Origin of the sequence: Flavobacterium sp. YJ01, assembly GCF_029320955.1 — a bacterium.
GTDB lineage: Bacteria > Bacteroidota > Bacteroidia > Flavobacteriales > Flavobacteriaceae > Flavobacterium.
In genome coordinates, this window is record NZ_CP119757.1 from 4706729 (window position 1) to 4721602 (window position 14874).

The window sequence follows — 14874 nt, forward strand, 5'->3', positions numbered from 1 at the left end:
TTATGAAATTTTAACAGATTCAAAGTTATATTAGAGTTTTTCTAATTGAATTTTTTTATCTGTAACTAACCTAAAAACTCGTTGAAATGTATTTTTTCTACAAAAAAAAGCGATAAAAAGAATATTTTTTAACATAAAAATGCAAAAAATGCAACACGTTTTTTTTGCTTTTTTAGTTAAAATTAGAAGTTTTTAAATATTATAAATATCTAATAATCAGATATTTGGTTAATTTTTTGCAAATTTAGATAATCTCGACTAAATACTTATTTTCTAGACAAAATACACTAATTGTATTTTTTTTTAGAATTCATTTTTTTAAAGATTACCATATTATTAAGATTACATTCTTGTTAAAATTTCATTTTAATGTTAAGGGAAATAAAAAATGGAAAAGGTTTAAGATTTCTTTTGTAAATTAGAACTTAAATAAAAAATTAATCTCCAAATCAGCTTTTTAAATTTTACAGCTTATGAAAAATCTCATTTTAATACGCCATGCTAAATCAAGTTGGGAGGCACCCTTGAAAGATTTCGATCGCCCTTTAATGAAAAGAGGAATTTTAGATGCGCATGACGTTTCATTACATATTTCAAAGTATCTTCCAAAAACGTATATAATTTGGAGCAGTACCGCTGCAAGAGCTTCAGAAACTGCTTTAATCTTTGCTCAAAATATTTCTTACCCAATAGAAAGTATCGTTTTTAAAGACGATTTGTATACTTTTGATGAGAAACAGCTCGAAAAAGTTATCAAATCGTGTGATAATAGTTTAGAAAGCGTTATTCTTTTCGGACATAACGAGGCTATTACAAATTTTGTTAATAAATTTGGAGATGTTTTTATTGATAATGTTCCAACTTCGGGCTTTGTATCCTTACAATTTGATGCTGAAAGCTGGGATACGATAAATAAAGGCAAAACACATAAAACTATTTTCCCCAAAGATTTAAAATCATAACAGTGTACGAACAGAAATATATCGATAGAGAAAAAAGCTGGTTAGCGTTTAATGCAAGAGTACTTCAGGAAGCCGCAGATAATACGGTTCCGCTTTTAGACAGATTGCGTTTTGTTGGAATTTTTTCAAACAATTTAGACGAATTTTTTAGGGTTCGATATGCCGCCATTAGAAGATTAAGTTTATCTGGTATTTCTGGAGAAAAATATTTAGGCGGAATTTCTGCTCATCAATTAATTAAAGATATTACAGATATTGTAATTCAACAGCAATCTGAAAGTTTGCGTATTCTAGGAAATATCGAAACAGAACTAGAAGCCGAAAATATCTTTATAATAAACGAAAAACAGATTACGCCAAAGCAAGAATGTTTCTTGAAAGATTTTTATAATCAAAAGTTGAGCCCAGAATTGGTAACTATCATTTTGAATGATTTGGCGGTTTTTCCGATTCTAAAAGACACTTTAGGTTATTTGGCAGTTCGTTTAGAATTAAAAAATGACGAAGTTCGTTACGCTTTAATCGAAATTCCTAAAAATATAAACCGATTTGTTGTTCTTCCTTCTGATGATGAAAAACAATATGTAATTTTAATTGATGATGTAATTCGTTTTAAACTAAAAAACATCTTTAATATATTTGATTATAAGAGTGTATCTGCGCACATGATCAAAATTACACGAGATGCGCAATTGGATATCGATAGTGATTTGAGTAAAAGTATGCTTGAAAAAATCGCTACATCTGTTAAAGATCGCCGAATTGGTGAACCTGTTCGTTTTATCTACGATAGTTTAATTGAAGATGATACATTGCATTTCTTTTTAGATAAAATGAAAATCGTAGAAACAGATAGTATAATTCCGGGCGGTAGATATCACAACCGCCGTGATTATATGAGTTTCCCAAATTTAGGTCGTTACGATTTATTGTATAAACCAAATGAGCCTTTGCCAGTTCCAGGTTTGAGTTTGGAGGGAAGCATTTTAGAAAAAATAAGCAAAAAAGACTATTTAGTACACGCTCCTTATCAGTCTTTTTCTTATCTAACCAAGTTTTTGCGCGAAGCGGCTTTAGATCCAAAAGTTACAAGTATCAAAATTACATTGTATCGTTTAGCAAAGAATTCGCAAGTAATCAGCTCGTTGATCAATGCCGCTAAAAACGGTAAAAAAGTTGTCGTTCAAATCGAACTTCAGGCTCGCTTTGATGAAGCTTCGAATATTTCGTATGCTGAACAAATGCAGACAGAAGGAATCGAACTTATTTTTGGAATTAAAGGTCTTAAAGTGCACAGTAAAATTTGTGTTATTGAAAGAATGGAAGAAGGTAAAAATCGCCGTTACGGATTTATTTCTACTGGAAACTTTAACGAATCAACGGCAAAAATTTATACCGATGTAACGCTGCTAACTTGTCATCAAGGAATTTTAAAAGACACTTCAAAAATATTTGAATTTTTTGATATCAATTATCGAGTGCACAGATATAAGCATTTAATTGTATCGCCTCATTATACAAGAACCAAATTCATTAAACTGATTGATCGTGAAATTCTTCATGCCTTAGCGGGAAGAAAAACGCATATAAAGCTTAAAATGAATAGTTTGTCTGATTTTAAAATGATCGATAAATTATACGAAGCAAGCAATGCCGGAGTTAAAATTCAGCTTCAAGTTAGAGGAATTTGCTCTTTAATTCCAGGAATTCCAGGAATGAGCGAAAATATCGAAGCTATAAGTATTGTTGATAATTATTTAGAGCATTCTAGAGTTTATATATTTGGAAATGCTGGTTTAACAGAAGTTTACATTTCGTCTGCCGATTTTATGACCAGAAATCTTGACGGAAGAGTTGAGGTAACTTGCCCGATTTATGATCTTGAAATTAAAAAAGAATTAATAGATAACTTCAATATTGCTTGGAAAGGAAATGTAAAAGTCAGATATCATTCTTATAAATTGGATAATAAATATAAGCCGAAAAATCATCATGCCCCATTTAGAGCACAATTTGAAACCTATAAGTATTACCAAAATAAAGTGGCAATGCTAGAAGAGGTTCCTCAAAAAATAAATTAATAATAAAACCAATTTCAAATCATAAAGTGAGCATGATTAATATTAGGAAGTTTGCAGCAATAGATATCGGTTCAAATGCCATGAGGCTACTGATTTCCAATGTTGTAGAACAAGAAGGGAAAGAACCGCAGTTTAATAAAAGTTCCCTTGTTCGTGTGCCAATTCGTTTAGGGCAGGACGCTTTTACAGTTGGAGAAATTTCACCAGAAAATATAGATCGAATGGTTGATGCCATGAAGGCATTCAATCTTTTGATGAAAGTACATAAAGTAGAGCGTTATATGGCATTTGCAACTTCTGCAATGCGCGAAGCGTATAATGCAAAAGAAGTTGTTGCTTTAATTAAGAAAAAAGCCGACATTAAAATCGAAATTATTGATGGTAAAAAAGAAGCGGCAATTATCGCTTCTACAGATTTGCACCATTTAATTAAGTCTGATGAAACCTATCTTTTTGTAGATGTTGGAGGTGGAAGTACAGAATTTACGCTTTTCTCTTCTGGAAAAATGATTACTTCGAGATCTTTCAAAGCGGGAACTGTACGTTTATTAAACAATATGGTTCACGATGTGGTTTGGGATGAAATTGAAAAATGGATTAAAACAAACACTGCAGATTACGAAGAGGTTACTTTAATCGGATCTGGTGGAAACATTAATAAATTGTTTAAAATGTCTGGAAAACAGCAAGAAAAACCGCTTTCATACATTTATATCAATTCACAATATGCATTTTTAAATTCATTGACTTACGAGCAAAGAATTGCCGAATTAGGTTTAAACTCTGACCGTGCCGACGTAATCATCCATGCAACACGTATTTATCTAAATGCAATGAAATGGAGTGGAGCACGTCAGATTTATGTTCCAAAAATCGGACTTTCTGATGGTATCGTAAAAGCGATGTATTACGGTAAAATTTAATATTTAAAACTTTTTTTGCCACTAATTACACGAATTTCCACGAATTATTTTTTAAGTTTTACATATAAAAAATTAGTGTAAATTAGTGTAATTAGTGTAATTAGTGTAATTAGTGGCAAACTATTTTTTTTATGAAATCAATTTTTCAGTCCATTCAAGATTTTTCTGCTGACGAATTAAATCTTTTAGATGATTTAATTACGTTTCGAACTTTGAAAAAAGGAGAATTGTTATTGACTGAAAATCAAGTTTGCAATGAAATTGTGTTTATAAAAAAAGGAATTCTCCGTTCCTTTTTTATCAATCATAAAGGTGACGAAATCACCAATTGTTTTGCCTTTGAAAATGAATTTATGGCATCTTTTGCCAGTTTCATTACAGAAGAAAAAGCAGAAGAAAATATCCAAGCTTTAACCGATACAGAATTACAGATTCTGGATCGGAAAGCTTTAGAAAAACTTTATAAATCCGGTTTTAACTGGCAAGAAACGGGGAGGAAATTAACCGAATTAGAATTTGTAAACCTGCACAAAAGAATGGTTTCTTTTCAGAAATTATCTGGTGCAGAACGTTACGAAGAATTGTATCAGAACCATCAAAAATACATACAGTTAATACCGTTGCAATATTTAGCTTCATATCTAGGAATTACACCAAGACATTTAAGCCGAATTAGAAAAGCGGTTTGCTAAGTAGAATCTAGATTTAAAAAAAAATCATTTTAATCTGTGTAATCTGTGGCAAAAAAAGTTTTTCAGGACATTTGTCTAGTAAAATAAAATATACTAAAAGTATTTTTGAAAAAACATTGATATGAAAAAAATACTGATTATAAACGGGCATCCAAATCCCGAAAGTTTTAATTTCGGAATTGTAGAATCGTATGAAAATGGCGCTTTAGCTTCTAATGCTCAAGTAGAAACTATCGTAATTGCCAATCTAAAATTCAATCCAAATCTTCAATTCGGTTATCAAAAACGAACAGAACTAGAACCAGATCTTCTAGATGCTTGGGAGAAAATACAAAATGCGGAACATTTAGTTTGGATTCATCCTGTTTGGTGGGGCGGACTTCCAGCAATTACAAAAGGTTTTATAGATCGATTATTTTTGCCTGGAATGGCGTTTCAATACCGTCAAAACTCGGTTTGGTGGGATAAATTATTAAAAGGCAAAACGGCACATATTATTACTACTTTAGATCAGCCGAGTTGGTATTACAGATTGTTTTTTGGAAGACCAAGCGTTAATCAATTGAAGAAATCAACTTTAGAATTCTGTGGTGTAAAACCTGTAAAAGTTAGTTATATCGGAATTGTTAAAGGTTCGAATGAAGAACTAAGAAAAAAATGGCTTGAAAAAGTCTACCACTTTGGACTTCAAAACAAATAAAAATTTGTTGCAAATTACCAGAATTCGGATTGTGGCAAAAACAAGAGATTAAAGATTTATATCCAGTCCAAATGTAGTACGTAAAAGTTCAATGCTTGGATTGATTTCTAAGAAACGATTGTATCGATCTTGGTCATTAAAGGCTCTTACTGCTTTAATCTCTTCGTTTACAATTACTTCAATTGTAATGTCATGATTGTGTAAGTGACCTTTTAAATATCCTAGTAAACCATTTATCTGAGCTTCAAAATCCAATTTGGAACCTTCATTTGGCAATTCGTAAGTAATTGTTGTGCCATTCAAAACTGGATCACTAATCAATAGAATCGATTCCATAATCTTAAGTCCTTTTTGGCCTAAACGTTCCGCATATTTGTTCCAATGAAGACGCATGTCGGTTTCGTTAAATTCTTCTGTTAGTAAAACAGTCGTAGGTTTAACGTATGTTTTGCCGCTGGCTTCCATTTCTTTTTTCTTGCGAATACTAGCAAGCGAAAAAGCAGAAACTTTTGGTGTGCCGTCTGTTTCCGTTTTGGGAGGCTCTGGAGTCTGAACTTTTGGAGTTTCTGAAATTTGTTCTGACTGAGAACTTACTGTTTTTGGTTCTGTTGTCGTTTGAGTTGCTTGATTTTCAACTGCAACATTAGATTTTGGACTTTCGACTTGAGACTTCGGACTAGCAACTTCAACAATAGAATACCCGCCGTTTTTAAAATAAACGGGAGGAATTATGAATTGCTCAGCTTTTTTTTTTCTCCATCAAAGTTGATAGAGGCTAATTGCATCAAACATAATTCAACTAAAAGACGTTGATTTTGACTTAATTTGTATTTTAAATCACAGTCGTTTGCGATGTCAATTCCTTTTAATAAAAATTCCTGAGAACATTTTTGAGATTGAACGGCATACATTTGTTGCGCTTGTTCTCCAACTTCTAATAAAGCAATCGTAGAAGGCGTTTTGCTTACCAACAAATCTCTAAAGTGAGAAGCTAAACCTGCAATAAAATGATGTCCGTCAAAGCCTTTTGCAAGAATATCATTGTAAGCTAACAAAAGATTCGGAATTTCATTTTCTAAAAGCAAGTCGGTAATCGAAATATAAGTTTCGTAATCTAAAACGTTTAGATTTTCGGTTACGGCTTGACGTGTTAAATTTGTTCCGCAATACGAAACTACACGGTCAAAAATAGACAAAGCATCACGCATTGCACCATCCGCTTTTTGAGCAATAATGTGCAGAGCATCATCCTCAAAAACGATTCCTTGACTTTCAGCAACATCGGCTAAATGTTCTTTAGTATCTTTTACGGTAATTCTTTTGAAATCGAATATCTGGCAACGGGATAAAATCGTTGGTAGAATTTTGTGTTTTTCTGTTGTTGCTAAAATGAAAATAGCGTGTTTTGGCGGTTCTTCTAATGTTTTAAGAAAAGCATTAAAAGCAGCCGAAGACAACATGTGGACCTCGTCAATAATATAAACTTTATATTGACCAGTTTGCGGCGGGATTCTAACTTGATCAATCAAGCTACGAATATCGTCAACGGAGTTATTTGAAGCAGCATCTAACTCAAAAACGTTAAAAGCAAAATCTTCAGTTGGATCATCATATCCAGGCTGGTTAATTTTTCGAGCCAAGATACGCGCACAAGTCGTTTTACCAACTCCACGTGGTCCTGTAAATAAAAGAGCAGAAGCCAAGTGATTGGTTTCAATAGCATTCAACAAAGTGTTGGTAATGGCTTTTTGCCCCACAACATCCTTAAACGTCTGCGGGCGATATTTACGTGCCGATACTACAAATTGTTCCATATTCTTTTTTATTCGATAGCAAATATAGTCTGAAAATTACCAAATCACAAATATGAAAATCATAAATCTTTTAGTGAATTTCTGAGTGGTTTGAGTTTGAGAATGTAACGTTCATTTAATCTTTCTATCATAATTATTTTTATATTTTTACTTGATTGTATATCCTTTATTAATATGAAAAAATTATGCAACAATATTACTACCAAAATAACATTTTAAATTTAAAAGTAAAAAGATCTCCATTCTTAGTTAGAATAGTAATGTTTGTTTTGGCTTTTTCTTTTTTTATTTTGCCAATATGCGGAGCAATTTTCAGTGTAGCAATTGGGGAAGGTCTACATATTGGTTTTTTTGTTGGAATCGGAATTTTTTCACTTTTTGGATTTTACCTTATTAGAGTTTCATTGTGGAATACTTATGGTGAAGAAACAATAATATTTTTTGAAAATAAAATTATTTATGAAGCTAATTACGGTTGGTTTAAAGATGGAAAAAAAGAGACAATAATCTCAAATCCTGATTTTTACGTTGCTCCATCGGGCTATGAAGAAGATAAGGAAGGAGTTTTAGTTATTGCTTCTAATGATGCTAAAATTGAATCTGTTGTGAAAATGAAAATTTTTCAATTGGAAGAACTAATTTCGATTTTACATACTTCAGCACAGTAAAGTATTTACTGGAAAACATATAAATCTCATCACAACATCTTATAATGTTTTGATACTTAATCTGTTTAATTTTAGAATAGTTAATTATTAAAAGAAAGTATTATGAAAATGAAGTCAATTTTATTAGGAATGGCACTTGCTGTTTCTTTAATCGCCTGCGCTCCCAAAGATGCAGACATAGAAAAAGCAATTAGCGAAAAATTAAACGATGCTCCTGAAATTCAGGTCACTGTACATGATGGTATTGCTACAATTACAGGAACTTGTGAAGACGAAATTTTTAAGAAAAATATTGAAAAAAGTGTTCGATCTGTAAAAGGTGTTAAATCTGTTGTAAACACTTGCGAACTTGCCAGAGCCAATCAAGAACCTGCGGCTGCAGCTGTTGTTATTAATCCAGATACAGAATTAGATAAATCGATACACAAAGTTGTAGATGCTTATGATGGTGTTAGCGCGACTGTTGTTGGAGGTGTAGTGACACTTTCGGGTGAAATTAAAAGAGATAAACTGCAACCTTTAATGCAAAGTATTCAGGAATTGCATCCTAAAAAAGTCGACAATAAATTGATTATTAAATAAGAGTATTATGAGTTTACAAGATAAATATAAAGAATTGACAAATTTGGCTTCTGAATTGGGAGCAACAAATTTGGAAGTAAGAGAGCAAGATAATGTATTGTATATCGACGGAATAGTAAAATCGGCAGAAGATAAAGAGAAGCTTTGGAATTCTTATGGTGCGATTGATCCCGATTACAGATCTGCAGATGTTGTAATGAATATTAAAGTTGCTGAAAGTGCTTCAAAAGAATATACAGTTAAGAGTGGTGATTCACTTTCGAAAATAGGAAAAGAGTTTGGCGTTTCTTGGCAAACAATCTTCGAAGCTAATAAAGATGTTATTTCAAACCCTGATTTAATTCAGCCAGGCTGGAAATTAAAAATACCAACAGTATTGTAATTTTACTGTTTAGAAAGCCCTTCTTTTAAGATGGGCTTTTTTTATATAATCTTCTGTGAAATTATTACCAATTTTTGGTAACTTTACAATCTTATAAGAAATAATATGGGAAGAAATACTTCTATATCGCTTGGAAATCATTTTGAAAACTTCATAGAAAACAGTCTTTCGGACGGAAGATATAAGAATGCCAGTGAAGTTGTTAGGGCAGGATTGCGACTTTTGGAAGAAGAAGAAAGCAAATTAATTGTTTTGAAAAAGGCAATTCAAGATGGAATTAATAGTGGACGTGCCGAAAATTTTGATCCAAATGAACATCTTAAAAGCTTAAAAGCAAAGAGAAAAAATGGCTAAATATTATTTGACAAATAAAGCTGTTGAAGATTTAGCTGATATTTGGAATTATACTTTTGAGGAATGGTCAGAAAAACAGGCTGATAAATATTATCTTCTACTTTTAGATTCTTGTCAGGAAGTTGCTGAGAATCCTAATCTTGGAAAGAAATACGATAATGTTACAGAAAAATTATTAGGTTATAAATCTAATGAACACATTTTATTTTATCGGATTATTTCAAAACAAGAAATTGAAATTATTAGGGTTCTTCACGGGAGAATGGATTTGAAAACTAAATTTTAATGCTTTTTTGAATTCAAAATGCATTAAAGATTTTCTAATTATATGACATTCCGAAAAAGGCTTGATTCCGTTCTCGGAATGTCATAGATTATTAATCCTTGTTTGTTCTCTTTCTTTTTTTTGATTTTAGGAAATTAACCGAAACTATCTTCCTCTAATGCTTAAATCAAATAAAAATTTTGCTGTTTCCTGATCAGAATCTGCCGAGAAGCCAGCCACATAAACTCCTTTTTTTCCCGAAGTTGATTTAATTCCGTATACAACCGCCTCATCTGCTGGGTCCGAATTACCCTCGTATCGATACACATGAACAATTTCAAATTTGTCAGGATTTCTTTTAATCATTTCTGCATTTCGATTAAAATCGCACGTAAATCCTTTTTCATTCAATTGATCTAAAGCCTTTGAAACAGTTGCGTAATGATACATTCTTTTCATGATAAACTGAATTTAATAATTATATAATTTTAAAGATAACTATTTTAAAATTAAAAAGTTATAACGAAAGTCATAAAAACAGAAATTTAAAATGATTATTGTTAGTTCTTAAATCGCTACTTTTGCAGCGCAGACCGCCTTATCGTCGTCTCGTCTTTTGGGACGAGAGGGAGGAAAGTCCGGACACCACAGAGAAGCATAGCGGGTAACGCCCGTCGGCCTCGTCTCGTTCTTGAAACGAGATGGGATTAGGACAAGTGCAGCAGAAAGTATGTACAGGTAATGCTGTAGTGAAACCAGGTAAACTCTATGCGGTGAAATACCAAGTATATCGGCATTTAAGGGCTTCTCGTTCGTTGCCGAAGGGTAGGTAGATTGAGTCCCGAAGTAATTCTGGATCTAGATAAATGATAAGGTATTGTTTTGTTGCAAAATAAGACAAGAACAGAATCCGGCTTACAGGTCTGCATTTTTTATATATTTGTGAAACTATCTAACCCAATTTCATGAATATTTCGACTCCAAATCCTTCTTCAAAAACTAAAAAAAGTCTTTTTCGTATTGTAATTACCAATCTTACTTTTTGGGTATTAATTGCAATTATTGCAGGTGTTTTACTCGGACATTTTTCTCCAGAAAATGGTATGAAAATGGAAATTTTAGGTAAAAGATTTGTCGACTTAATCAAACTTTTTATTGGTCCAATTATTTTTCTGACAATTGTTTTGGGAATTTCTGGAATGGGGAATTTAAAAAAAGTTGGAAGAATTGGCGTAAAAGCATTAGCCTATTTTGAGGTAGTTTCTACCGTTGCTTTGGCAATTGGAGTAGCAGTAGCTTATTTTTTTCAGCCTGGGAAAATAGATAAATCTGGATTAACTTTAGGAGATGCTAGCCAATATACAAACGGAAGCGCAAAAGATTTTTCATGGCTTCAGTTTTTCTTTTCCAATTTTACACTTCAAGTTTTATTAGCCGCAATTATCTGCGGAATTGCATTGAATTTTTATTCGAAAAGAGAACAGACAATTTTGGTTTTAGAACGAATTTCTAAAGTGGTTTTCTTCGGTTTAAAGTACGTAATGTATCTCGCTCCAATTGGCGCTTTTGGCGGAATGGCATATACTATTGGTAAATTTGGTTTGGCAACTTTAATTCCGTTAGGAAAATTAATGCTTTGCGTGTATTTAACAATGGTTTTATTTGTATTTCTGATTTTAGGAAGTATTCTGAAATATTATAAAATCAGTATTCTTTCTATTTTAAAATACATTAAAGAAGAACTTTTATTGGTTTTAGGGACTTCCTCTTCTGAAGCAGCTTTGCCTAGTATTATGGTAAAGTTAGAAAGAATGGGCTGCAGTAAATCGGTTGTGGGACTCGTGATTCCCACGGGTTATTCTTTTAATCTTGATGGAACTTCGATTTATTTATCGATGTCGGTGATTTTTTTGGCGCAATTATATGATGTTCATTTGAGTTTCTTCGAAATTCTTACGGTAATCGGAATTTTAATGATTACTTCGAAAGGAGCAGCGGGCGTTACCGGAAGCGGGTTTATAGTTTTGGCATCTACTTTAACGGCATTGCATAAAATTCCGGTAGAAGGTTTGGCTTTTTTGCTGGGAGTTGATAAATTTATGAGCGAAGCCAGAGCGATTACAAACTTGATTGGAAATACAGTTGCAACGATAATTATTTCTAAAACAGAAAGGGATTTTACTGAACTGAATCTTGATCCTGTTTCAGAGTAATTTTGCTACAAACACGCTAGGTCGCAAAGCTTTTGTTTCCCCTTGAGCTAAAAAATTTCTAGATGAAAAAACTTTCCGACTTAGCGTCTTTGTGGCAAAAAAAAAAACTATGATTCGTCTTTTGTTGCACGCACTAAACTAATGCCTGAAGTAAAAAAGACAATACCTAATATTCCGTATATAATAAGCGATTTTATATCTCTGGTTTCTCCAGAAGTGCCAGCAAAAATAACTGCGGTATAAATAAGTCCTACAATTCCGAGAATGGTTAATAATGCTCCGAAAAATCTTTTAAGGTTCATGATGATTAGATTTAAAATTTCTATAATAAAAGTATGTTGAAAAATATTAGTTATTGTTATACAATTGTTTACTAGAAATTATAAGATTTTCAGGATAAAATTGCTATTTTTTATAATGTAAGAAAATAATTAAAATAATATTAGGAAAATATACTTTTAGTACTATTTTTGTCGCAACCAATTTAATAACTAACCATGACAAAAAACTACTTTGTTCTATTGCTTTCTGTTCTTTTTATAAATGTTGCTAAAGCTCAAGATGAAGCTCCGACATCAGTTGTAAAACATCAATTTAAAATAAATTTATTATTGCCAGGATTTGTCTATGAGCATGGTTTTAATGCTAAAAACACTTTGTATTCTGAAGCGAGCTTAGGATTTGGATTTCAAGCCAATTCAAACAATTCTAATTTTGCCATTTTCCCTAATATTAATGAACAGTTTCGTCATTATTATAATCTTGAAAAAAGAGCAGAAAAAGGAAAAAGAACAGCAAGAAATTCAGGGAATTATGTAGCAGCAAACGCTGTTTACAGTTTCGGTTCTATTTCGACAAATGATAATTATAGAGAAGCTTCTTCTTCCTTTACGCTTGGTGCACTTTGGGGTTTACAGCGTACTTACAAAGGAAGATTTAATCTAGAGTTTAATGCTGGACCAGGAGTCAATTTTGATGAATATGATAGCGAATTTGTACCAATTGTCAATTTTACTTTGGGCTGGGTTATAGGAAAATAAAACTCGTGTAAAAATAGAAAAACCTTGACGAATCAAGGTTTTTCTATTTTAAATTCTAAGCCAATATTTCGAACACTTTCAATCTTGATTTTAGGATCAGAATTAAAGTATTTTCTAAGTCTGCTGATAAAAACATCCATACTTCTTCCTGTAAAATAATCATCTTTTTTCCAGACAGACATCAAAATCTGATCTCTTTTTAATAACTGATTATGATTTAGATATAAATACTCAATAAGAGACGCTTCTCTTTCTGTAAGCTGCTGAACGTGGTTTTTGTTATTTAGAGTCAGACGTTCATTATCAAAAATATACGAACCAATTTCGATTATATTATTTCCTTCTAAAGTTCTTTTTTGCTCAATTCTTTTTAGAATATTTTGTAATCTAAGAACAAGTTCGTCAACTTCAAAAGGTTTAGCAATGTAATCGTCTGCACCTAATTTTAATCCAATTAATTTATCTTCTTTTAACTTTCTTGCAGTTAGAAAAATAAAAGGAACTTCTGGATTGATTGTGATGATTTTTTCTGCCAAAGAAAATCCGTCCAATTTTGGCATCATTACATCAAAAATGCAAATATCAAAAGTTTGGTTTTCAAAATAGTTTAAAGCGATTTCGCCATTTTCTGCCCAAGTAACCTCAAATTGATGCAGTTCTAAATATTGTTTTAAAATGGCAGCAAAATCAAAATCGTCTTCGGCTAAAAGTAATTTTTTCAAAATAAAGTAATTAGACTTTTAATAAAATAGTAAACTGGGATCCTTTTCCTAAATCGCTAATCACGTTAATAGAACCCTGATGCGCTTTTACAATTTGGTCAACATAATATAAGCCCAAACCTAAGCCTTTTGTATTATGTAAGTTTCCTTGTTCTACACGATAAAATTTCTCGAAAAGAAAAGATTGTTTGTTTTTTGCAATCCCAATTCCATCATCTTCAAAAGTAATTGAGAATTGATTTTCAATTATTTTTGTTTTAATGGTAATTGTGCTTGAACCATATTTTACGGCATTTTCCAAAACATTTAAAAAAGCTGTTGTTAAATGAAATCGGTCTAAAACCAAAATTGTTTTCTCAGTTTGAAAATCGGTTTTAAGATTGATTTTCGGAAAAGTAATTTTAAAATCATTTACAATCGAAAGCAGAAAATCTTCGGTTTCGATCTTTTCTTTTCGCAATTCAATTTCATTTTCTGCCAAAGAATTGGCCATAACCTGATCAATCAAATTCTGTAAACGATTATTCTGGCGCGAAATAGTATTTACAATCGAATTGAAATTTTCATCATTGTCACGAATATTTTTTTGCTCTAAAATCTTAGTCGAAATTCCTAAAGTCGCCAACGGAGTTTTAAGTTCGTGTGTAATATTATTGATAAAATCGGTCTTAACATCGCTTACTTTTTTTTGTTTGATTAAAGCTTTAAGCGCAATTACAAAAAGTGTTATTAATGTCAGAATTGATAATAAAGACAGAATCAGAATAAAAGTCATTCTTCCTAAAATAATCATTTCCCAATCTACCACCGAAACGTACATAGAATCTTCAGTCAGTAATTTATAATCCTGATTTTCAAAAGTTCCATTGGTTGTTCCGACATAACTTCTAACTAAAAAAGCATGATTTAGCGAAATAAGATTTCCAAATAATTTATTTTCAATAAAAGGTTTTTCAGAGAAAATGGTGTCTGCTTTTTGTGTGCTTTTGTAAAGAATAAATTTATTCAAAACAATAGCAAAATCAATCTTAAAATTGGGTAAATCTCTCTCAAACTTGCGCTTTATTTTTTGTGTAATAGCATTTTGATATTGCGCTTGAAGAACACCGCTTTTTACATCCAATTTGGTTTTCTTTCCTTTAATATAATTTTCCGAAAGACTTTTGTAAAGCGCTTCTTTTCTTGAAACAATTGCAGAATCAATATCGCTGTAATTGTTTGAAATTTTTCCAATTTCGTTTTTAATCTGCGTATGAAACTCGGCTACTTTGTAATCGTAAGCTGTTTTTACCAAATAACATTGCACAGTCGTCAGCACAATAAGAGCGACAACCGAAAATATTATTAATAAATTGATTCTTTGTTTCATAACAGATTTTAAATCTTCATCAAAAATAGTGCTTTTACAGCATAAAAAGCTCGTTAACTCCGCATTAACCTTCAATTAACTTTCGCAATAGGTTTTTCAAAGCATTT

The 14874-nt window shown here is 31.7% G+C and carries 18 protein-coding genes and 1 other RNA gene; 13 read left to right on the forward strand and 6 right to left on the reverse strand.

The features are described from left to right. Window positions 1-473 precede the first annotated feature (473 nt). The 5 genes from P0R33_RS20530 (at window position 474) to P0R33_RS20550 (ending at window position 5358) form a co-directional block, all read left to right on the forward strand. Window positions 474-962 carry a histidine phosphatase family protein gene (locus P0R33_RS20530; protein WP_276173022.1) on the forward strand — a complete coding sequence of 163 codons (489 nt, stop codon included), beginning with the start codon at window positions 474-476 and terminating at the stop codon, window positions 960-962. A gap of 2 nt (window positions 963-964) precedes the next feature. After that, a complete protein-coding gene (ppk1, locus tag P0R33_RS20535; RefSeq protein WP_276173023.1) occupies window positions 965-3043 on the forward strand; it encodes a polyphosphate kinase 1 in 2079 nt (692 codons plus the stop codon). 32 nt (window positions 3044-3075) lie between these two features. Continuing rightward, window positions 3076-3966 (forward strand): rod shape-determining protein, encoded by an 891-nt coding sequence (locus P0R33_RS20540; RefSeq protein WP_276173024.1) that lies wholly within the window; start codon window positions 3076-3078, stop codon window positions 3964-3966. 131 nt (window positions 3967-4097) lie between these two features. Then, window positions 4098-4658: a Crp/Fnr family transcriptional regulator gene (locus P0R33_RS20545; RefSeq protein ID WP_276173025.1), complete on the forward strand. Its 561-nt coding sequence runs from the start codon at window positions 4098-4100 to the stop codon at window positions 4656-4658. A gap of 121 nt (window positions 4659-4779) precedes the next feature. Beyond that, window positions 4780-5358, forward strand: coding sequence for an NAD(P)H-dependent oxidoreductase (locus tag P0R33_RS20550; protein WP_276173026.1), 579 nt, complete (start codon window positions 4780-4782; stop codon window positions 5356-5358). 48 nt (window positions 5359-5406) lie between these two features. Here P0R33_RS20550 and P0R33_RS20555 read toward each other — a convergent pair whose 3' ends face one another. After that, on the reverse strand, window positions 5407-5823 hold the full coding sequence (locus P0R33_RS20555) for a DNA polymerase III subunit gamma/tau (protein WP_276173027.1): 417 nt from the start codon (window positions 5821-5823) through the stop codon (window positions 5407-5409). Between the two features lie 263 nt (window positions 5824-6086). Next, complete coding sequence (gene dnaX, locus P0R33_RS20560; RefSeq protein ID WP_276173028.1) at window positions 6087-7172, reverse strand: DNA polymerase III subunit gamma/tau; 1086 nt, start codon at window positions 7170-7172, stop codon at window positions 6087-6089. A 185-nt stretch (window positions 7173-7357) separates the two neighbouring features. Here dnaX and P0R33_RS20565 point away from each other — a divergent pair, with 185 nt between their 5' ends. The 5 genes from P0R33_RS20565 (at window position 7358) to P0R33_RS20585 (ending at window position 9444) form a co-directional block, all read left to right on the forward strand. After that, window positions 7358-7840 carry a hypothetical protein gene (locus tag P0R33_RS20565; RefSeq protein ID WP_276173029.1) on the forward strand — a complete coding sequence of 161 codons (483 nt, stop codon included), beginning with the start codon at window positions 7358-7360 and terminating at the stop codon, window positions 7838-7840. A 102-nt stretch (window positions 7841-7942) separates the two neighbouring features. Then, window positions 7943-8422, forward strand: a complete 480-nt coding sequence (locus P0R33_RS20570) for a BON domain-containing protein (RefSeq protein ID WP_276173030.1) — start codon at window positions 7943-7945, stop codon at window positions 8420-8422. 7 nt (window positions 8423-8429) lie between these two features. Continuing rightward, window positions 8430-8804 carry a LysM peptidoglycan-binding domain-containing protein gene (locus P0R33_RS20575; protein ID WP_276173031.1) on the forward strand — a complete coding sequence of 125 codons (375 nt, stop codon included), beginning with the start codon at window positions 8430-8432 and terminating at the stop codon, window positions 8802-8804. A 105-nt stretch (window positions 8805-8909) separates the two neighbouring features. Continuing rightward, complete coding sequence (locus P0R33_RS20580) at window positions 8910-9158, forward strand: type II toxin-antitoxin system ParD family antitoxin (RefSeq protein WP_276173032.1); 249 nt, start codon at window positions 8910-8912, stop codon at window positions 9156-9158. Then, window positions 9151-9444: a type II toxin-antitoxin system RelE/ParE family toxin gene (locus P0R33_RS20585; protein WP_276173033.1), complete on the forward strand. Its 294-nt coding sequence runs from the start codon at window positions 9151-9153 to the stop codon at window positions 9442-9444. Before P0R33_RS20580 ends, P0R33_RS20585 begins: the two co-directional genes overlap by 8 nt. A 144-nt stretch (window positions 9445-9588) precedes the next feature. Here the strand turns inward: P0R33_RS20585 and P0R33_RS20590 are convergent, their stop codons facing one another. Next, the gene (locus P0R33_RS20590; protein WP_184162184.1) at window positions 9589-9882 is read right to left on the reverse strand and encodes a hypothetical protein; all 294 of its coding nucleotides are present in this window, start codon (window positions 9880-9882) and stop codon (window positions 9589-9591) included. 126 nt (window positions 9883-10008) lie between these two features. Between P0R33_RS20590 and rnpB the strand changes: the two genes are divergently transcribed. Both rnpB and P0R33_RS20600 read left to right on the forward strand, forming a co-directional pair. Then, window positions 10009-10357, forward strand: an RNA gene (gene rnpB / locus P0R33_RS20595) — RNase P RNA component class A. 31 nt (window positions 10358-10388) lie between these two features. Then, window positions 10389-11636 (forward strand): cation:dicarboxylase symporter family transporter, encoded by a 1248-nt coding sequence (locus P0R33_RS20600; protein WP_276173034.1) that lies wholly within the window; start codon window positions 10389-10391, stop codon window positions 11634-11636. A 107-nt stretch (window positions 11637-11743) separates the two neighbouring features. Here the strand turns inward: P0R33_RS20600 and P0R33_RS20605 are convergent, their stop codons facing one another. Then, entirely contained in the window at window positions 11744-11938 is a 195-nt protein-coding gene (locus P0R33_RS20605; RefSeq protein ID WP_276173035.1) for a hypothetical protein, read from the reverse strand. Window positions 11939-12133: 195 nt separating this feature from the next. Between P0R33_RS20605 and P0R33_RS20610 the strand changes: the two genes are divergently transcribed. After that, a complete protein-coding gene (locus P0R33_RS20610) occupies window positions 12134-12676 on the forward strand; it encodes a hypothetical protein (RefSeq protein ID WP_276173036.1) in 543 nt (180 codons plus the stop codon). Between the two features lie 32 nt (window positions 12677-12708). Here P0R33_RS20610 and P0R33_RS20615 read toward each other — a convergent pair whose 3' ends face one another. Further along, window positions 12709-13398, reverse strand: a complete 690-nt coding sequence (locus P0R33_RS20615) for a response regulator transcription factor (protein ID WP_276173037.1) — start codon at window positions 13396-13398, stop codon at window positions 12709-12711. A 10-nt stretch (window positions 13399-13408) separates the two neighbouring features. Next, on the reverse strand, window positions 13409-14767 hold the full coding sequence (locus tag P0R33_RS20620; protein WP_276173038.1) for a HAMP domain-containing sensor histidine kinase: 1359 nt from the start codon (window positions 14765-14767) through the stop codon (window positions 13409-13411). Between the last annotated feature and the right edge of the window lie 107 nt (window positions 14768-14874).